Source organism: bacterium, assembly GCA_026416715.1.
GTDB lineage: Bacteria > UBP4 > UBA4092 > JAOAEQ01 > JAOAEQ01 > JAOAEQ01.
In genome coordinates this window covers 64,355-85,296 of sequence record JAOAEQ010000003.1, presented here as the reverse complement: position 1 = coordinate 85,296, position 20,942 = coordinate 64,355, and the positions used below count along the sequence as shown (strand labels likewise).

Below are 20,942 nucleotides of genomic sequence, written 5' to 3'. Positions count from 1 at the left end.
AATGGGATTTATACTAGCAAAAAAATATCGTTGTATTTTTTGGTTACAACTTAAATAATGCGTGACGTACCGCATGTCGTAATAGCGCTATATCAATAGGTTTCGGAAGTAACGAGAATACATTGAGTTCCATCAATGCATGGAATAAATCTGGCGCTCGTGAAGCTGTTATCATAATCACTGGCAATTGCGACCACATATATCTTATTTCACGCAAAACTTCTATTCCATCTCGATCGGGAAGATTTAGGTCAAGCAGAACTAAATCAATTAATTCGTTCATAACAATTTCAGCTACTTGGTTCCCATCCGGCAGACCGAACGTATTGAATCCTTCCCGTTGTAAAACATCTTCTAGTGTCAACCGAGTATATCGGTCATCGTCAACAATAAGAATTTTTTGTTTGTTATAAGGTGAAATTGCAAAGGTCATAATTTGCACCTTGCCTTATGTTATGATTGAACAATTAACTTCACCTGAAAAAGAATAGCATAATTTTAATTGATATTCAAATCAAGTTCAGCTTAACACTCTGCCAAGATTTCCCTTTATTTATATCACTCACAGAAAGTATGAAAAGTATAATTTGAATTATTTTCCGTTTAATCATTCGAGCAATTTCTATACCAGAGTTAACTCACAAAATTCGGATTCGATACAATAGTCAAACAGGTACAAATTCAGCTTAAAATCAAGTGTTCAGCGAACAATGTTGGAATTATAAAAGTTATTATAGGAGTAAATTGTTGATTAGGGTGTCATAATGTACCATTGCACACTGCCAAAATGGCACAACAGAACTATTGGGATTTTAGCAGGTTTTCTAAAACTTTATACATCTCATTTTGACTTGACATTTGAGTATCTTGGGAAGAATAATATTCCCCTGCCATATCGTAGTCAAGTATCTCTAATGTAATTTTTTTAAGAGAACGGAGGAGTTTCAATGCATAGTCACTTAATTCATCTTCTTGAGTCTCAGTTTCCGCAAGTTTTATATGTGTCGCATTCACCCGGATTTCATCCATCGTCGGGTCTAATGCAATCCATTTGCCAACATACACTTCTACCCACATATGGTAGTAAAAACCATCTTCAGCATAGGTTATTCCAGTAACAATTTTGGTCGGAATTCCAACCGCACGAGTTAATGCTGCTAATAAAACCGAATGTTCAGTGCAATCTCCGCGTTTGGTTACCAGCGTATCCTTAGCTGATGCAAACCCCGTATCAAACCCTTTATTCTCAACATAATTATTTACCCAATGGCATAATGCTATTGCTACTTTTACGGAGTTTCTTTCAGAACCAGCAATCTGCTTTGCAATAGCAACTATTGCCGAATCATCTGATTGAATATAGGGCGTATTTGATAAGAACCTCGTTATATTCTTATCTTTAATTTTTAACGGTAGTTCCAGCACTGTATTTTCATCAATCGGATTTGCGGTTATAATTAACACTCGCGATTGAACAGTTGTATCGGATAGCTGTTCCCATTTCTGCCGGTCATCCTCAGGAATAAAGGTTCTCGGGTCACCGTCAGTATAAGTTATTTTAACTCGCATTCGGGTTACTTCTTTTGGCTCATCGAAAGTTACATTACTTTTTAACATTGCGAGATTCTTGATTTCCATTTTCTGCTTAAACTCTTTCGCTTCCGCTTCCGGTACCTGAACCATAACCATCCCATAATTCCCAACCTCTGCTTTGACCACTCGGTTATCTTTCCCAATCCACGTTCGAGATGTCAACTCTGGCGCTTGTAAATACTCCGTATATACAACTACTGCGTCTTGGATGATGCCATTTACCTCTACCTTTTCGGTTGTCCCAACTGATACTGACACATCAAACCATCGCGCTAACTCCGGACTATATACCTTAAACTGATACGTCTTTCCCACAGGTAAGCCATCTCGCACAATCTTTTCAACTACAGCCGCATCAAAATAATTTGACGGAGCCCAAGCTAACGTTTGCTTGGTTATTTCACCATTCAGATTGATTTCTACCAATAATTTGTTTCCTTGCACCGTTGCGGTAACGATTTTTTTACTTCCCATCATTTCTTCTTCATATTTACAAAAACGAGCGGAATAATCTTTCGCTAGATATACCTGCGATCTCTGAATTACATTGAACTCGATTCCGAACCGTGCAAGTTTCGATATCATCTCGCTGTTGATTTCATAGACCTTTTCACCGTTAAAAAGTGTTTCCTGTTTGGTCTCATGATAATACCCTATCTTTTCGCCCATGAGAAACACATTCAACCAATTCTCGGAAGTAGGATTCGAAAAACCAAATGTTCTACAAGGAATAAAAACTATTAAAATGAATAATATTACATGCCAATTATTTCTTTGTATTAATTTCATGAACATACTAGGGGGTTACTACAGGATCAGGAGGAAACATCCAGCGTCCCCAACTAACTCCATATTTACCTGCGCTAGAAATTGTTTTATATCGTTGTTTCTTTAACCAATTGTAACCAACTTTAGCCAGTGTTTTATTCCCACAGGAAATATAAGTAGCTGCTATATCATTATTACCTTTTGCATATAATACTGTTACAAGATAATGAATAATTTCTGCTCTACCGATACAGATAAAAGAATAGATTCCGTTTTCAATTTTTCGAATATCAGAAGTTTCTATATCCTGTATTAAAATTCGTTTGGTTAATTCCCAGTTGTCAATAAGATTTTGCACATCTCTTTTACAAATCATGGAATATATCTGTTCCTTTTCAGTTTTCGGTATCCAATCTAATTTTTCTAAAGCCGCCACAATTCTACCTTGAATGTCCCAATCGGGCAAACTGTTTACTAAATAAGGAATAACTTTTTGTCGCCAATATTGCCTAATGCGTCTATTGCGGTTCCTCGTATGTATTTATTGTTATTTTGTATTAAGTTTATTAACGGTTCGATTGCGCGAGTGTCTTTAATTTCTCCCAGTATTACAGCAGCAGAAGTGCATAACCTAGGATTTCTATCATTCAAATGTTCAAGCAAATGAGTCACCGCTGGTTGACCGATCTTTATGAGCGCATTGGAAACAGAATTATACACATCGTAATGATTATCCTCCAAACATACTATTAGCGGTGCAATTGCCCGCTCATCTTTAATTTCGCCTAACGCATTCGCTGCTATTGCCCGTACCATCCAATTATCGTCCTTTAAACATTCAATTAATGGATTAACTGCTTTAACGTCTTTAATCTCATAAAGAACATGCGCTGCTATCGTCCGTATACTTGCGTCCTTATCTTTTAAACAAGCAATCATTGGCTCAACAGATAACTTACCAATCAAAACCAATGCTTTTATAACCGATTCCCGTTCTATTCCTTGTATCCAGGATTCCTCTTCAGTATCTTTTAAAGCCGATATTAATGAGTCTATCGAAGGTTGGCCTATTTTTGCTAAAGCTACTGCTGCTGTTTCATGCACAGCGTTATCTTTTAAAAAAGGAATTAAATATGTAACTGCTCGATTATCGCCAATTTCGCCTAACGCCCTTATAGTTGAAGAACGTACCATCGGACACTCGTCATTTAAAAATAGAACTAACGAATTTATTGTCTGCGGATCTTTTATCTTGCTTAATGCATTCACTACCGCAATTCGAACGTACATATTATCATCATGTAAACATTTTGTTAATGGTTCAATCGCACGGGCGTCTCCTATCTGACCCAGTGCTTCTGCTACAAATCGTCTGACTTCATCATCTGTATCTCTTAAACATAAAATTAATGATTCTATAGCACGACCGTCTCCCTTCAATATCATTGCTTCTGCAGCGAATCTTCTAACACAAAAATCCTCATCCTTCAAACATGAAATTAGTGATTCGTCCACTCTCGGATCTTGAATTTTACGTAATGCTAAAACAGCAGGGCGACGAACCCAAAAATCTTTATGCTTTAATTGCGATATTAAATCATCAACTCGGTCAGCGAAACTGAACGAAAAACAAATGAATATTAATATGCCTGATACGATTTTTTCATATTGCATAGTATCGGTTTTTTTGCGTTCTTTCTTTTATATAAAGTTTATTACGATAAAGTTCTAAGAAGGAATTATTTTAATCCAGACTTGTCGATGTCGCGGTCCATCAAATTCACAGAAAAATATCCCCTGCCATGTCCCTAAAACTAACCGGCCATTTTCAATCAGGATAACCTGTGAACACCCAACGAATGTTGATTTAATATGCGCCGCGGAATTCCCTTCCGAATGCTGATAATGGTCATCAAACGGAACGAGTTTATTCAATTCTTTTATAATATCGGCTGGAACTGATGGGTCTGCATTTTCGTTAATTGTTATCCCGGCAGTAGTATGCGGAACATATACATAGCATACGCCATTACCTACTTTACTTTTTCTGACCGCATCTTCAATCTGCGCAGTTATATCAACTAACGCAGTCCGTGTAGGAGTATTGATTTCTATCTTAATCATAATAAAAAAGGAAGGCGCAATTTTGTTTGCGCCTATGGTTGTATGGTTTATCTCGTTGCAATGAAACTCTTTATTCAAACCATCTATCTTTAAGCAGCCCCATAGTATGCATTATTTCCGCAATCTGGATTGCATTTAATGCTGCGCCTTTTCGAATATTATCAGCTACAATCCACATATTGATACCATTTGGAATAGATTCATCTTCCCGAATCCGACCAACAAATACTTCATCTTTTCCTGCAGCATTAATTGCTAATGGATACTCATTTTTACTCGGGTCGTCAACTACAATTACGCCAGGCGCATTTTTTAATAACTCTTTAACTTGGGCAACGGTTAATTTCTTTTCCGTCTCAATATTTACCGACTCGCTATGTGCATAAAAAACCGGTACACGAACCGTAGTCGCAGTAACCTGGATACTCTGGTCACCCATAATTTTCTTAGTTTCATTAACCATTTTCATTTCTTCTTTGGTATATCCATTCGGTAAAAAACTATCGATATGTGGTAAACAATTGAACGCAATCTGATGTGGGAATACGGCTGGCGCAGGATATGGTTTCCCTTCTGCCCACGCGCGCGTCTGTTTTTCTAATTCATCAATTGCCTTCAGTCCTTTTCCGGATACAGATTGATAGGTTGAAACAACAATCCGTTTAATTTTTGCAACGTCATGGATCGGCTTCAATGGAACTACCATCTGAATTGTTGAACAATTCGGATTCGCAATGATCCCCGAATGCCAGGTAACGTCCTGCGGATTAACTTCCGGAACAACTAATGGCACATCTTTCTCCATACGAAACGCGCTGGTGTTATCTATCGTGATACATCCTTTTTTTGCTGCATCACGCGCAAACCACTTACTCACATCGCCACCAGCTGATGCGAGAACAATTTCATCTCCTTTGAAACATTCGAGTTTCAGCTCTTCTACTGGAATTTCTTTTCCCCTAAAGACCATAGTTTTACCGATTGACCGCGATGAAGCTAATAGCCGCAATTCCTTTACTGGGAATCGGCGTTGTTCTAAAATTTCTCGGAACTGGATTCCAACCGCTCCTGTTGCTCCTACAATAATAACTTTATAACCTACCTTATCGATTTCCATATGTTTTTTCTCCTTTAACATTAAATTTTCATTTTTTAGCTTGGTTTAATTCTCTCGACCTCGCTGTAGCTGCGGATACCGCTTGAATGAGCGATTTCCGCAATCCAGCTGATTCTAATACAGCAATCCCGGCAATTGTTGTCCCGCCTGGGGATGCAACTTTATCTTTCAACACCGCAGGATGTTCCCCTGTCTGGAGAACCATCTTTGCTGCACCTAAAACCGTTTGCGCTGCCAGCAACAGAGCAGTTCCTCGTTCTAATCCTTCTTTAACTCCTGCATCCGCTAACGCTTCAATAACCATAAAAATATATGCTGGACCACTACCAGATAAACCAGTTACGGTATCCATAACCGTTTCATCTACGACCACCACTTTCCCTACCGCACCGAGTAATTGCTGAGCTAGTTCAAGATGGGATTTTAACGTAAACGACCCAGGGCAGATGGCCGTCGCTCCTTCGAGAACTAACGCGGGAGTATTCGGCATCGCCCGGATTACTGGAATATGTCCAGTTAACTGTTTCTCAATTCGAGCAATAGTAATACCAGCAGCGATACTGATTAATAATTGTTCTTTCGTTAACAGCGTCCCGATTTCTGATAAAACGGTATCAACTACGTTCGGTTTTACTGCAAGAAAAATAATATTTGCTTCTTGAATCGCTTCTCGATTATCTCGTGTTGCTCTCACTCCCACACGACGACTAATATATTCTACTCGGGTATCAAGTGTATCACTGGCAATAATCGCTGACGGTTTCACTAATTTCGAATAGAGTATCCCGCGAATCAATGCTTCAGCCATATTCCCTGCACCAATAAACGCTAGTCGTTTTTCTTTACTCATATTACAGCCCTCCTTCCGGCTCGCTACGGAAGTCGCGCTCCGAATATCGCGGTTCCGATTCTAAGCATATTTGCTCCTTCTTGAATAGCTACCGGATAATCGTTCGTCATCCCCATTGAAAGATACCGCATTTCAACACCAGCTATATGCTGACGTTGAATCTGTTCAGCCAACTCTCGTAACTGGATAAAGCTCGGTCGCGCTCGTTCTGGGTCAGCCACTAATGGAGCAATAGTCATTAACCCTTGGATTCGAATGTTTGGCAAGGGCAAAATCTGTTCAATCAATTGCATTAATCTATCAGGTTCTATTCCAAACTTAGTCTCTTCTCCCGAGGTATTAACTTCGATGAGAACGTTCTGAACTTTATTAATCTGGCGGGCGCGTTTATCTATTTCTCTCGCGACCTCGATACGGTCAATTGATTGAATCAACTCGAACATCGCAACTGCCGGTTTAACTTTATTCGTTTGTAAATGTCCGACTAAGTGCCAGATTACCTTATTCCCAATTTGGTTGAACTTCTCTCGAGCTTCCTGTACTCGATTTTCACCGATATTATGTATTCCAGCGTCAATCGCTTCCAGTATTTTTTCGATAGGAACAGTCTTAGTTACTGCAACTACAATGATTTCTTCTGGATTCCGATGACTCCGTAATGCTATCTCATGAATTCGCTCTTTCAAACGAAGCAAATTGTCCGTAACTTGAGACATACAATGGGTAATAAGGATTCTACATTAGTAGATATTATACCTTGAAATCCTCATTTTTTCATACTGTATATAGATTAGTGTGAGTTCAGAGTTCACGAACCGTATCACGTATCAAAATTTAATAGGCACTATAAGTAAGTTGGGATATAATAAATAATAATTTCGAAAAATTTTACCACGAGAGTATTATGTTATTTTTTAAAAATCCTAAAAAAGAAGCGGTTAATGAGATTTCACGACTCGGACTTATCTACAGTGAAGAAACGTTTTTAAAACGGGTCGAACATAGCGATATTACCGTAGTAAAATTATTTATTACTTCTGGAATAAATCTGAAAGCAAAAGATAAATACGGTCATACCGCATTAATGATCGCTGCTGAAAAAGGACATCTCGGTATTGTTCGGGCACTCATTGAAGCACATGCTGAACTCGATGAACTAGACCCGAAAGGATGGTCAGCGTTGATGCTTGCTGCACGAGAAGGACATCTTGAAATTGTGCGCGCATTATTTAGCAGTGGCGCTAATATCAATCTAACTACTACCGACGGGAGAACGGCGCTAATGGTAGCTGCACGAAATAAACATGTTGCTATACTCCGCTTTTTAATCAGTAAAGGAGCAGATATTAATGCTCGGGATAATTTCGGTGAGACTGCCCTAACCCGCGCAATCAAAGATAACAATTTTGAAATAGTTGAGGTTCTGAAGCAATCAGGCGCAAAAGAATAAAATTTAATCTTCTATATCACATTAAAACAGTGACTCAGGAGAAATCGGTTATTTCTCATTCAATATAAACAGGTTTATCTTTCAAAACTAAATTCAGTTTCCCGTTTTGAACTGAGGCTGACGTGGTGACAAATGCCGTTGCATAATTCGTGACTTTTTTTCCGGTTTCATAGTTCGGGATAGCTTCAGTGATAGTTACCTTATTAGCGGTCAATCCAGGAAGAGTTAACGTTACCGATGCCTGCGAAGCATTATCTACCCAAACAACATAGATTGGTTTTCCCGCTTTGGTAAACTGCACGCCATAAACTCCGGCAGGTAAATTGGTTAATCTGCTGGTTTTCGACCAATCTGCTCCTTCCAGTTTTTCAGTCATTTTCTTATATGCATAATAACTTAATTTTTTTACCCACGGCCCTTCATCAGCCAACCCTAATCCGTTATAGATTAATCCGGTATGGTCGAAATATCCGTCTATTTTATTCATAAAACCATAATCCTCAATCAAGCCCCATGCCCAGAACACTTTTTTTACCCCTAGCCCGAAACTTAAAATATATCGCCGAACTAAATCTATCGCCTGTGCTTTTTCCGTTTGAGATAATTGCTGTTCCGGATGCATTGGAAAATTATAGCTACCACTCGCAGTACCAGTTTCGGTTATCCAAATCGGTTTATTTACTCCATAGTGTTTCATTATCTTTTGCGCATCGGTCACCTTCTGTTCAATCTGGCGATAATCACCCTGCGCATTTCCAAACGCATGGATATCGAGAATATCGAAATAATTAGCACCACCTGATTCTAGAATCGTTGCTAGGAAATTCGGCTGTGAATTCATCTGGATATCCAATCCAGCAATGAGAACCTGACATTTACTCGACGCATTTTTTACCGCAGTATATCCGATTTTTAGCAATTCTAAATATTCGGTAGCGTCAACTCGGTTTTCCGGTTCATTCCCGATCTGCCAATACAGTACCGGTTTGGTTAATCCCGGCATATCATCTACACCATCGCCATCATATCGTTCGACCAATTGCTGGATACGGTCGGATTCCGCAGTGCCAGGCATCGGTCGATTCTGATAGCTCACCGTGAATAAAACATTTACACCAACTTTATTTGCATTTTTCACGATATTATCCGTGCGGGAGAAAATATCGTCTGCCATCATAAATCCGATTCCCATTCGATCCCAGCGAATCCCGAGTTCTTTTTCAAAAGCTGCAATTTTTGTATTCCAGTCCGACCCAGTTTTAACCCCTAATTTCTCATATTGAGCGGTGATATTTTCTTTTAATCCTGGAGGTGGATTTTTCGGCATACCAAGTTCGAATGTTTTCCCATGGATACCAAACGGAGAATCGAAATAAATATCTGCACCATTAGTTTTCTGACAATGCGCGAGCCACAATACAATTGATATACATAATAAGCATAAACTTACCATAAATCGCATAAACAATAAGTTCCCCTTGATTTAGTTTGATGTAATATTATAAAGAATATTTGACCAATGAACAAATGATTATTTCTTGTATATTAATTTACAAACTTGTTTTACGAAGATATGCGGTAGCTATGGAGCAGACTATGTTAGACAAAATTGAAAAATAAATGCAATTAAACCCTAGAGTGTAATTTGACAAAACTGACATTTTAAATGATAATGTTAATTTAAATTTAACGTTATCCCAAACATGAAACGGTCAATCTAAAATTAGACCTATGCGTTTATCCGAACCAAGAATAGCTTATTTAGCAACTAAAATAACCGAATTATTGAAAAAGGAATCTCAATTGACTCTATTAGCAGATGCAACCTCAATTGAATCAGTAATTAAAGAGACAATTGTGTTCGATTTAAAACGTGAAGATGAACTTGAACAGGAAGCGATTAAAATCCTCAATCAACATAAAGATAAATTAAATCAGGAAGGGTTAGACTATCGAACCTTATTAACTAAAACCAAACTAATCTTAGCTAAACAAAAAGGAATTATTTTATAATACCTACTCGATAGAACTATGCTGACTCATCCAAGCAAAACGCGATTAAGCGATGAACGAATTGAAAGTATCGCAAATCAGATTATTGCTAATCTCATTAAAAAAAAGCTTATTGCAGTCAAGAATTCAGATAAAACTAGTATTGTTCATAAAATCGTGCAAATTATCGCAGCCGACCAGAAACTTGAAGAAGAAATTGAATCCGAGACGTTGCGTATATTGAAAACTTACGAACAAAAAGTTGCTCCGGGAACTCCCCAATGGCAAGTTGTTTTTAACCAAACGAAGGAACGGATTGCGAAGAAAAAGGGATTTATTTTATAAAAGCAAACTTAAATTACGAATACTAAATGGTATAACGAAAATAGTAATAAGGGGTATGTATGGCTAAACGGATTTTAGTGACTGGAGGAGCAGGGTTTATCGGGTCGCATTTAGTTGATGCGCTTGTTGCTCGGGGATATACGGTACGGATTTTTGACAATCTGGATCCGCAGGTACATGGTAGTGAACGGAAACCGCCGGCGTATTTAAATCCTGCAGCGGAATTGGTTGTAGGCGATGTTCGCGACCGAGTTGCGTTACAGAAAGCTGTTGAAGGTGTATCGGTGATATTTCATGAGGCAGCGGCGGTTGGGGTAGGTCAGTCGATGTATGAGATTCGGCGGTATGTGGAGGTGAATTCGCTAGGTGCAGCGAATCTGCTCGATATTTTAGCGAATGAGCGGCATACGGTAGAGAAACTGATTGTAGCGTCGTCGATGTCGATTTATGGGGAAGGGAAGTATAGTTGTCGGTGTTGTGGGCTGGTGTATCCGAAACTGCGTCCCGAGGAGCAGTTAGCACGGCAAGAATGGGAGATGCGGTGTCCGTATTGTGGAGAAGTAACCGAAGCCATGGCTACGGATGAGGAAAAGCCGTTATTTCCGACTTCAGTGTATGCAGTGACCAAGCGCGACCATGAAGAATTATGTTTAAGTTTTGGTCGTGCGTATCAGCTTCCGACGGTTGCTTTGCGGTATTTCAACGTATATGGACCGCGGCAGGCGTTAAGTAATCCCTATACGGGGGTAGCGGCGATATTTTCTGCGCGAATTTTAAACAATCACCCGCCGGTGATTTATGAAGATGGTCTCCAGACTCGGGATTTTATCCATGTGCGGGATATTGTCCAGGCTAATCTTTTGGCGTTAGAAAAAGAAGAAGCGAACTATCAGGTATTCAATGTCGGTTCTGGACGGCCGCAGAGTATCCTTCATATTGCGGAAGTATTACTGGAGAAGTTAGGAAAGAAAGAGTTTCTTAAACCGGAAATCGCATATAAGTTTCGGAAAGGAGATATTCGGCATTGTTATGCGGATATCAGCCGAATTCAGAAGTCGTTAGGATTTCAGCCGCAAGTGAAATTTGAAGATGGAATGCGGGAACTCACCGAATGGGTTAAACACCAGCAAGCTACCGATGGATTCGAACAAGCGAAACAACAACTCGAACAACGAGGATTAACTTCATAAAAAGGAGAATTCATTTCAAATTTAGCATGTAGCATGTCAAATTTACAAATGCTAATCTTGCAATTTTAAATGAGGTCGATAACGTTATGGCTTTTTGGCAAAGAACTAAATATTGCGGTACCGTATCGAAGAAAGATATCGGTCGAGAAATCGTCTTAAATGGTTGGGTACAACGGACTCGCGACCATGGTGGATTATTGTTTGTTGATGTTCGCGACCGAAGCGGACTGATTCAGGTAGTATTTAATCCGTCAGAAAACGCAGCTATCCATGAATTAGCGCGTTCATTACGGTCGGAATATGTCGTGGCAATTAAAGGAAATGTAGCCCCACGTCCTGCAGGAACAGAAAATCCGAACTTATCGACTGGAGAAATCGAAATTCATGCAACTGGAGTTCAAATCCTCAATAAAGCTGAAACGCCACCATTTCCTATTGAAGATGATATTGATGTTTCCGAAGATATCCGACTAAAGTATCGCTATCTCGATTTACGGCGACCGAGACTACAGCGGAACTTTATTTTACGGCATCAGGTTTGTAAACTCATTCGAGATTATCTTAGCGAACAAGGGTTTCTTGAAATAGAAACTCCGATGTTGACTAAAAGTACCCCTGAAGGAGCGCGAGATTATCTTGTTCCAGCTCGGTTAAGTCCCGGATTCTTTTTCGCTTTACCGCAATCACCCCAATTGTTTAAACAAATTCTGATGGTATCCGGATATGACCGATATTTTCAGATTGTTCGCTGTTTTCGCGATGAAGATTTACGTGCAGACCGCCAGCCAGAATTTACCCAACTAGATATTGAAATGTCATTTATTACTCCGGATAATTTATTCAATGTTTTGGAACCACTGCTCGCGAAAATTATGAAGCTCGGATTAGGTATCGATATTCCGACTCCATTCCCGCGAATGACGTATACGGAAGCTATGCTTCGGTTCGGTTCGGATAAACCGGATACTCGGTTTGGGTTAGAAATTGTTGATATTACTGAAGAAGTACGTCATGTCGAATTTAGTGTTTTTGCTAAAACGGTTGAACTAGGTGGTGTGGTTCGTGGGTTATGTGCTCCAGGTTGTTCAGGTTTCTCACGGAACCAGCTAGACCAACTAACGAATTTCGCAAAACAATTTGGCGCAAAAGGGCTCGTTTGGTTGAAAGTAACGGAAACCACAGTAGATTCGCCAGTAGCAAAATATCTGAAACCAGAAATAGTCGAACAGTTAAAAATAAAATTCGGCGCTAAACCCGGTGATTTATTACTCTTGGTAGCTGATAAACCACAGATTGCGGCTGAAGTTTTGGGAAGATTACGCTTGAAACTTGCTGATGATTTGAATTTAAAACCGAAAGATACCTATCAATTCCTCTGGATAACCGATTTCCCGCTGCTTGAATGGAGTGAAGAAGAAAAAAAATGGAATGCTATGCATCATCCGTTTACCTCACCAATGGAAGAAGATATTCCATTACTTTCGACCGACCCAGGTAAAGTTAGAGCGAAAGCGTATGATTTGGTGCTGAATGGAACTGAAATCGGTGGTGGTAGTATTCGTATTCATAGTGCGGATGTGCAATCGAAAATGTTTGAAATTCTTGGAATAACTAAAGAAGAAGCACAAATTAAGTTTGGCTTCTTGTTAGAAGCGTTTCAATATGGTGCGCCACCTCATGGGGGAATTGCATTCGGTCTCGACCGTATCATGATGATTATCACAGGCAGCAATACGATTCGCGACGTTATCGCTTTCCCGAAAACGCAAAAAGCCACTTGTCTCATGACGAATGCACCGAGTCCTGTCAGTAAAAAACAACTCGATGAATTGCATTTGAAACTTATCAAACCTGAAATTAGCTCAAAATCGGGAATAAGGTAATAGTTAACTCTCGTAGTCTCCAATCAAAATTGAACATATTTCACGGATACTTCACTATTGTTTAAATCAATTTGACTTCTATTGAGTTTCACAAACCAACTTATCCGAGGAATTCACCCGACCTTAAATCCGACTATTTTAGTCAAATTTAACCACTATTTTCTAGCAAATTGATGCAATACTCAATAACGGAGTAGTAGTGGAGTAGAGTGAGAATTGAACCGTTCAATTCTCACTCTACTCCACCCATGCAAAAATTCGTTCAGATACAAGTTAACTCTTTAAATATTAATGGTATATATACAAATTTGGAAATGAATGCGTATAAGAATAGATTAGGTACTAAATCTTGACTAATAAACTCAAGTTTTAGCAGTTAATTTAATTCCGAGAAGCGATATGACCAGTGTGGTAAGGGAAAGAATAGCACCGAAAAATAATGATTTAGGACGAAAGGTTAAGACAATTCTATGTTTTCCCGATTCCAAATAAAGGCCACGCAGAATATAATTTGTCGTATAAATTTTAGTCGGTTTCCCATCAACCGTTGCCTGCCAACCGGGATAATCGATTTCGCTTAACACCAAAAAACTATTATGGTCACTTTCACTTTCTAATTCTATTCGATTAGGAGAAAATCGCGTTATCGTAACAGTATCCGGTTTAAGTGTTAGCTGATGCGAATTTAATCTAACTGGAATCGGTTCTTGTAGATAGGCGGTGTATCTTAAATCAGCAGTTGGTGCTGCTATTTTCTCAAGGAGCTTTGCTTCGTCTGGAATAACTTCTATTTTATGAACGAGAAATGCGCGCGGATAAACCGTCTTATTTTGATATATCCTTACATCGCCGAAATCTGCAAGTTTCGTAAACTGATTTTCGTCATTCTGTTTAATTAACGTTATATGTTGAACAACTATAATTCCGGGAATTCGTAAATGTGATATGGTAATTGTTTTCGGAATAATCGGTTTTGTAAATTTTAATCGGGTATAGAAATTATGGAGCGTATATTCTTTTCCTGCAAGATTTCCAATCCACGTCATTGCGGGTTGTGGCATTCGATGTGCGGCTGGTGTGGTTTCTATCCGCCAGTCAGCGGTTTCGATTCCCGCTCGTATTGGGAGGATTTCATTAACTCCTTTCGAATCAGTAATGGTTATCGTTCCGATTTGGGTTCCCTGCGGCGTCTTGAGATGCCGGTCAAGTAATGAGATTAACCCTAATTCGAGACATGGGGTATCGACCGAAACCGATAGAGTTGTTTCAATACCTGATGCGAGAACAATTTGTTTTCGAAGAACGCTGAATTCATTTACTTCTCCAACAATATAACCGATATTCAGCAAATTGAGAAATCGTGGCGTGCAGGTTGCTACTGTTGCCATCCGTTGGGGATCTTCCGTTGGTGAACGACCAGCGAGTCGCTGCATAACCGTAACATACTTCTGGAGCATGAGCGGGTCGTAACCATGTGCATCCTGCAAGCGATATAACTCCGCGAGTTTCGGCGCGAGATATTCTTTAAACCGATTATCATTCTGGTCAATCGCATATAAGCGCGAAGAATGGAATCCGATAATTCGAACTGGCGCTTTAATTTGCTGTTGAAGAAACTGCACCGCAGCTGGTGGAGATAAATATTCTTTAGCATTAATAAACCGTTTCTGGATACGCGGAGTGAATTGGTATAAATCCGCAAACAGAATAATGAGGATTAATATTTGAAATGTTCTTAACCCAATGTGGTTTTTCCAGAATAATATGACCGTAAAAGAAGTTAATAAAGTAAATAGACAAAGATTTGCCCAGCGATAGAGCAGCGGGTCAGCCCATTTGGTATTCAGTAAAGTCTGGATCAGGAGAGTGCCAAATCGGAAATAGAAATACACGAGAACGATAATGGAAATTAGAAGTAAGAAGTAAGAAGTAAGAAGTTGGAAATTTCGGATTCCGGATTTCGGATATCGGATTTGAACCTGCATAACAGTTTCGATTCCATATGCAGTCAATACAGCGCCGGCTAATGCTAACAGGACAAGACTTCGGCAAGGAAAACTCAATGATTTTAAAAATGGCAGATGATAAAAAATATGATAGAACGGTGCATATTGTCCTCGTGCTATAAGTATTGCGAGGATAGCGGTCGTCAGCCAAAACCAGAGATAACGGGTATCAATGTTCCGTTTCGTAAACGCAAAGAATATCAACATCAATCCGGCAACACCGAAATACGCAGAGGCATCTAAAAATTCTGGGGTTTGCGTGCCGCCAAGAAACGAAGCGAGAATCCACTGCGATTTCAGCGGTGTTTCGACCACTTGCGAAAAGGTTAAATTCGCGCGAATGCTTCTCGTAAACAGTTCGTTCCCAGGGATAAGTTGGATTGCTCCAATACCGACTCCAATTAACACGGTTATAGTAATAAGGAAGAATGGATAAAGGATTGAATACCATTTTGGAAACTTGGTATTTGTTTCTCGGTACTTAGTCGACCCGATAGAGAAAAGAACGGAAATAACCATTGCTAATACCGGATAAAACATATGGTGCGGTGACCCGATTACTGCGATGATTCCAAGCACCAATCCGGCATAAATCGCATTCCTTAAATGTGGACTGCGGTAGCTTGCTACCGTTTTATTATTCGGAGTTTGCTCCGAATCAGTAAGGATATGCATGTTCCCAGTTATTGCCCGTATCGCAAATAACATAAACAATGGTATCCATGCCATTGAGAAGAACAAGGTTCCACTCATGAGCATTTTTGCTTGGAAATAACTACCGTGAATGTAACAGAACGTACCACCAGTTGCAGCGGTTCTACCTAGGGGTAACGAGCGCAGGAATAGATACATAAAAACCAAACCAAGAACATAATGTATGATATAGAATATTGGCATTGCCGTGAAGACATTCACCAGATTAAACAACCAGCGTAATGGATAGAACATAGCAAACTGCGGTTCCGCAAAAGTAGGAAATCCGCTGAATTGATACGGATCCCAAAGGATACTTGGCGAATGTTTCGCTAAAGAAAAAAGCGGATGGTAGAACGCTAGGTTATCGAAATCAAAGGGGATATTGCCAATAAACAGTTGATAGTTTATTAGAATAGCAGAAAATAAAATTAATACTAAACCGATTAAATCTTTTCTCATTAAATTTTTCCAGCACTTTTGATAATTCGGGAAATTAACCCTCGACTAGAAGAAATAAAACCAAGTGCTCAAGCATTTCTATTGCAACAAATATATTTCAAATCCGTTAATTTCGTTCAATTTCGTACTATATTTCGCAAGGAGTTCACTTATTACCGAATTCCGGGTTGGGCTAATCTGAAAAACTAGATGCGTTATTGACCAAGCACGCAACTGGCTATAAATTCGGTCAGCTGAATTATAGCGCATAATTAAATCATGCAGCGGCGAAATATCGAATTCGCTATGCGCGAGATATCGCCGATTGCAATAGAGCGCAGCATATCCGCTGGGAAGCAAAACTTTCGCATCGTGCGGTAAAGTTTGATTGATATATGCTAACATCGGATAAATCTTGATTCGGTCGCTTAAATAGTGTTCCCGATGCTGTTTACCCAAAACCGGTAACCAAGATTCTTTGAAATCCTGTACGAATGCAATCTTCAGATGGATATATGTTCCTAGCATAATCACGCAGAGGATAAAAACGATACATGTTGGCCGGAATAATAACGAACTTGGCTGCATGCTAGCAATTTTATCGATTGCTAAAGATAACGCATATCCAATCGTGATCGCGAGTATCGGATAACTCGGATAGATAAACCTGCCATCGGTTCCGCCTTCAACCACTGCATACATTAGCCAAGCGACTAAACCATAACCGGTTAACCATTTGATTTGTTTCGGTATCTGTTTCATCAGCAACAGCGGGACGCAGACGATAAAAAATGCGGTTAGTATGCCATTTCCATTGATATTAATCGCTATAAACGTATCTCTTATCCGCTCGAGGATAGCAGAAAAACGCATCGGCGGTAGCGACCGAATTGTAGCGAAATTCTGTCCCGCAATATCATACGGATACGGACTGTTAAAATATCCTGATAATAAAGGATATATCGGATTATTGGTATAAAGATAATTTCGAATTAGCCAAGGAGCTATCGGTAACACCATCCAAAATACAAAATACACAATCCAAAATTTATTGCGTTTTTCTCGAAGGAGAACTACTACACTAGCGAATCCGAGTAGCAGTGGGTAGAAGAGCACGGCAATCAGTTTGGTTCCAATACCGAATCCGCAGAATAACGCTGATAGAATCAGCCATTCTTTCCGATTCGAGTTATACCATTCTAACCATGCAATAATCGCAAGAATGCCAAATAACATCCACCAATTTTCATTAAACGCGGAACTGCTCATCCACGCAACTTGCGGGAGGGTATAAAAAATCGCGGCGGATAATAACGGAATCAGCGCAGTATCGGAATACCGTTTCGCTAAACCATACACGGCAATTGCGGTTAATATCGCAGCGAAACAATGCAATAGTTTCGGAAGCATACTATCGCCACCGGTTAACGCTTGAGCAAGAGTATAAATCATTTCTGCGTTTAACGCATAGGTATAATAGATGGTATATGGCACTTCGGCTATCCGATGTTCTAGCAGAAAATAATGCGGGATTGTCTGATGATATTGCAGCGAATCGTGTCTAACTTCCGGAGTTAACGCGCCAAGGATATTAACGAGCGCTATAACTACCATAACTATTAAGAGCATGGATTTAGCGACGAACGATTGGAAGAACCAAAACGGAGTTCGATTTCGGACGATTTCGCTACTCGATCTGCGTTTGGTATAAAATACAATAACGGTTAACGCAATCAGTATTAAAGCAATTAGCCAAGGGTAAAGGCAGGACATCAAACCGAGGAACAACATCAGGTATGCAAAGAGTGCGAATCCTAAACCGATAGTGAACGCAAATTTGAGTGGAAACGAACTCGGCTGAATTTGGAATAACCGTAGGAGCCGTTCACCTAGAAAATACGTGAGAAGTATTATCCAGAGAAAAATAAGAATCGCTACCATATTTTATCTTTAATTGAAACTTGAATTATCAATCCGGCTACCCAACCGATTAATACGCCAAATAGACTTAGGTAACGATAGAGATAACTCGACTGCCCGATAGTAGTCACATCTCCAAGTTGGAATCCGAGGTTCACCAAAATCCAAGAAATGATTAATATGCTGAATGCAATGTAGGAACGGTTTACAACTGATAGTGTAAGTCCCACGAGATAGAGCGGTAAAGTAAGCGTAAAATGATGTAATTCGATAAAAGGAAGTAAAAACGTAGCAGTTGCTATTGTCCACACGAATTCAAATATCAAACGACCGGTCTCTCGATGGGAACGCCGCTGCCAAGTCATATACAACCAGATGCTGATAATTATGAATATCGAACTATAATAGAATCCTTGCCCGAACCATATTGGCAACGATAACCGAGTGCTGGTATCACACCAGAATGCTAATAGCGAAGTATTATTCAGAAAAAGATAGTCTGAAAAAACCCGAGTAGCTAGGTGTTGGGTAGCAGTGAAATATCGGCTGATTTTTTCCAAACCGAAGATTGGAAGCGGCAATAGCCATAAGATTATGATCGTAATAGTGGATATCACAACAAACTTTTTTTCTTTTTTAAGAAGGAAATAAACCAATAGTAATGCTGGTAACCATTTGATAGCCACAGCGATACCTAACAATATTGCGGCTACAGTTTTTTTACCAATGATATATAACCATAAACAAACTAAAAGAATCGCTAGCAACATTAAATTTACCTGCCCTGTTTGTAGGGTTACAATCAGTGGATAAAAATAATAAATACAGATAAAAACGAAACCCGCTGTATAAAGTGTACCGTTATAACCATATCGTCTCTGACCGTTGTCTACAGACTGCTGACCGCCTTTTGAACTATGTATCCATTGAAATGAAAACCACGAAATGAAAATAAGCACAATTAGATTCAAACTTACCCAAATATTTTTTGCAACTGGATATGGGATTAATCGCCAGGGAATCATCAACAACCAGAAAAAAGGCGGGTAGACAAACCAAATATCCGAACGACCAATATTTTTTTCGAATTCATAATAGTATTGGAAATCGATGCCAATTCGGGAATATGATTCCCAAACCCCTTGCATAACGAAATTATAGGCAACAGATATGAGAATCAGCGTGAAAAGAATCTTTATATAAGGTCTATTGAGCAATTCGTACATATTTCAAATTGATTCGTCAATTCTCTCTTTTACCTTTTTTCGATTGAATTCAGCGAGAATTAGGAGTAGTGCTATATAGAGGAACACTATTCCTAGAAAATGGATATGTCGCATTCCAATAACACTACCACCGAGTGAAGTTAAATCATCTACCGCATACCCAATGTTAACCAGCAACCAGGAAACAGCCAATAATCCTTTTGCCGGTAATGAGGTATACTCCGCTGCATAGATAATAGCAAAAATATACCCAAGTAAAAGCCAAGTAAAATGATGCGGTTCAGTATACGATAAGATTAATGGAATAAGCGTTAACGCTGCGCAATATTCAAATCCTAGTTGAACCCATGATGGTTTCTGTCTTGTAACAACAAGGAGCAATAGAAAACAACAAACGCCAGCGAATAGATAGTGAACCAATACTGCTGGTAAATTTTTCGGGAGAAAGCCGAACAATTGCAATTCACGTAGGAATGAATAGAACGATACATTTGCTTGATAGTCCCAATGTTCAAGTACATATCGCGAATAGATCGCACTTCCTTTAATATATGCGAGATGCGTCTCCGGTCCGTAGAGTAGCAAAGTGAAAAGCGTAGCAATGCTGATGGTTAATATGGTTACAATAATAATCTGATATTCCTTTTTCCAGAACCAATATCCGATGAGCAAAATCGGAACTAATTTCGTCATACTCGCAATGCCGAGCAGAACTCCGCTCCACCATTTCCTATCCTTTCGATAGAAATAGAACGATAAACTTAATAGGAGTAGGAGAAGTAAATTTACCTGGCCACCTCGGATGGTATCGCATACTGGCGCATATGCTAACGCCACGATTATGAGGAACCACTGAATCCATCGTTGTTTGACCTTCTCATAATGTAACTCGTTCAACCAATGGAATGTCAGAAGAATAAAACCTGCTACTAAACATACATTGATACATTGCCAAATTAGTTTAGCGACGTCATACGAAACAAAGGTTAACGGATGTAACACCATTCCCCAGAACGGCGGATAATAAAAATGTGGTTCTGGAGTTTTAATCTCACGGAGATACCACCCGTCAAGTCTAAACAACTCCGCCCAACGATAATATACCCGGAAATCCATATTCAGTTGAGTTCCAGGTATAATAATACCGTGATAGAGAAAGTTTGCACCGGTTACTAATACCAAAATGATGGTTAATATCTGGAGATATTTTCTTTGAATCAACGTTTCGATAATCGTTGAAGGAGCTCGTACTGGTAATTGCATATAACCCTTTCTGAATCGGTCTATTCTACTTAACGTCTAATAAAATAAATAGAGATGGTTTTATAATGTAGTATATTATAT

General features: G+C 39.3%; 18 protein-coding genes. 5 read left to right on the top strand and 13 right to left on the bottom strand.

Translation table 11 applies throughout. The annotated features are described in order from the left end of the window. Positions 1-43: 43 nt before the first annotated feature. From N3A72_02000 to N3A72_01965, 8 genes are all read right to left on the bottom strand, one after another. The gene (locus N3A72_02000) at positions 44-433 is read right to left on the bottom strand and encodes a response regulator (protein ID MCX7918382.1); all 390 of its coding nucleotides are present in this window, start codon (positions 431-433) and stop codon (positions 44-46) included. Positions 434-801: 368 nt separating this feature from the next. Then, on the bottom strand, positions 802-2,262 hold the full coding sequence (locus N3A72_01995) for a transglutaminase-like domain-containing protein (GenBank protein ID MCX7918381.1): 1,461 nt from the start codon (positions 2,260-2,262) through the stop codon (positions 802-804). A 127-nt stretch (positions 2,263-2,389) separates the two neighbouring features. Next, on the bottom strand, positions 2,390-2,797 hold the full coding sequence (locus N3A72_01990) for a hypothetical protein (GenBank protein MCX7918380.1): 408 nt from the start codon (positions 2,795-2,797) through the stop codon (positions 2,390-2,392). A gap of 38 nt (positions 2,798-2,835) precedes the next feature. Next, on the bottom strand, positions 2,836-4,035 hold the full coding sequence (locus tag N3A72_01985; GenBank protein ID MCX7918379.1) for a HEAT repeat domain-containing protein: 1,200 nt from the start codon (positions 4,033-4,035) through the stop codon (positions 2,836-2,838). A gap of 54 nt (positions 4,036-4,089) precedes the next feature. Continuing rightward, positions 4,090-4,485: a secondary thiamine-phosphate synthase enzyme YjbQ gene (locus N3A72_01980; GenBank protein ID MCX7918378.1), complete on the bottom strand. Its 396-nt coding sequence runs from the start codon at positions 4,483-4,485 to the stop codon at positions 4,090-4,092. 70 nt (positions 4,486-4,555) lie between these two features. Beyond that, positions 4,556-5,602, bottom strand: coding sequence for an aspartate-semialdehyde dehydrogenase (locus N3A72_01975; GenBank protein ID MCX7918377.1), 1,047 nt, complete (start codon positions 5,600-5,602; stop codon positions 4,556-4,558). Positions 5,603-5,630: 28 nt separating this feature from the next. After that, on the bottom strand, positions 5,631-6,452 hold the full coding sequence (proC, locus tag N3A72_01970) for a pyrroline-5-carboxylate reductase (protein ID MCX7918376.1): 822 nt from the start codon (positions 6,450-6,452) through the stop codon (positions 5,631-5,633). 23 nt (positions 6,453-6,475) lie between these two features. Beyond that, on the bottom strand, positions 6,476-7,168 hold the full coding sequence (locus N3A72_01965) for a YggS family pyridoxal phosphate-dependent enzyme (protein MCX7918375.1): 693 nt from the start codon (positions 7,166-7,168) through the stop codon (positions 6,476-6,478). 188 nt (positions 7,169-7,356) lie between these two features. Here N3A72_01965 and N3A72_01960 point away from each other — a divergent pair, with 188 nt between their 5' ends. Then, positions 7,357-7,902, top strand: coding sequence for an ankyrin repeat domain-containing protein (locus tag N3A72_01960; protein MCX7918374.1), 546 nt, complete (start codon positions 7,357-7,359; stop codon positions 7,900-7,902). 55 nt (positions 7,903-7,957) lie between these two features. Here the strand turns inward: N3A72_01960 and N3A72_01955 are convergent, their stop codons facing one another. Then, complete coding sequence (locus N3A72_01955; protein MCX7918373.1) at positions 7,958-9,364, bottom strand: glycosyl hydrolase; 1,407 nt, start codon at positions 9,362-9,364, stop codon at positions 7,958-7,960. A 269-nt stretch (positions 9,365-9,633) separates the two neighbouring features. On the opposite strand from N3A72_01955, the gene N3A72_01950 reads away from it, so the two are divergent. The 4 genes from N3A72_01950 (at position 9,634) to aspS (ending at position 13,312) form a co-directional block, all read left to right on the top strand. Then, positions 9,634-9,915, top strand: coding sequence for a DUF507 family protein (locus N3A72_01950; GenBank protein ID MCX7918372.1), 282 nt, complete (start codon positions 9,634-9,636; stop codon positions 9,913-9,915). Between the two features lie 18 nt (positions 9,916-9,933). After that, entirely contained in the window at positions 9,934-10,239 is a 306-nt protein-coding gene (locus tag N3A72_01945) for a DUF507 family protein (protein ID MCX7918371.1), read from the top strand. Positions 10,240-10,298: 59 nt separating this feature from the next. Further along, positions 10,299-11,429 carry an NAD-dependent epimerase/dehydratase family protein gene (locus tag N3A72_01940; protein MCX7918370.1) on the top strand — a complete coding sequence of 377 codons (1,131 nt, stop codon included), beginning with the start codon at positions 10,299-10,301 and terminating at the stop codon, positions 11,427-11,429. Between the two features lie 86 nt (positions 11,430-11,515). Beyond that, positions 11,516-13,312 carry an aspartate--tRNA ligase gene (aspS, locus tag N3A72_01935; protein ID MCX7918369.1) on the top strand — a complete coding sequence of 599 codons (1,797 nt, stop codon included), beginning with the start codon at positions 11,516-11,518 and terminating at the stop codon, positions 13,310-13,312. Between the two features lie 362 nt (positions 13,313-13,674). Here the strand turns inward: aspS and N3A72_01930 are convergent, their stop codons facing one another. From N3A72_01930 to N3A72_01915, 4 genes are all read right to left on the bottom strand, one after another. Next, a complete protein-coding gene (locus N3A72_01930; protein MCX7918368.1) occupies positions 13,675-16,473 on the bottom strand; it encodes a YfhO family protein in 2,799 nt (932 codons plus the stop codon). A 78-nt stretch (positions 16,474-16,551) separates the two neighbouring features. Next, the gene (locus N3A72_01925) at positions 16,552-18,393 is read right to left on the bottom strand and encodes a glycosyltransferase family 39 protein (protein ID MCX7918367.1); all 1,842 of its coding nucleotides are present in this window, start codon (positions 18,391-18,393) and stop codon (positions 16,552-16,554) included. Next, a complete protein-coding gene (locus N3A72_01920) occupies positions 18,387-19,520 on the bottom strand; it encodes a DUF2029 domain-containing protein (protein ID MCX7918366.1) in 1,134 nt (377 codons plus the stop codon). The genes N3A72_01925 and N3A72_01920 overlap by 7 nt, the downstream gene beginning before the upstream one ends. An 81-nt stretch (positions 19,521-19,601) precedes the next feature. Next, the gene (locus N3A72_01915) at positions 19,602-20,861 is read right to left on the bottom strand and encodes a DUF2029 domain-containing protein (protein MCX7918365.1); all 1,260 of its coding nucleotides are present in this window, start codon (positions 20,859-20,861) and stop codon (positions 19,602-19,604) included. Positions 20,862-20,942 lie beyond the last annotated feature (81 nt).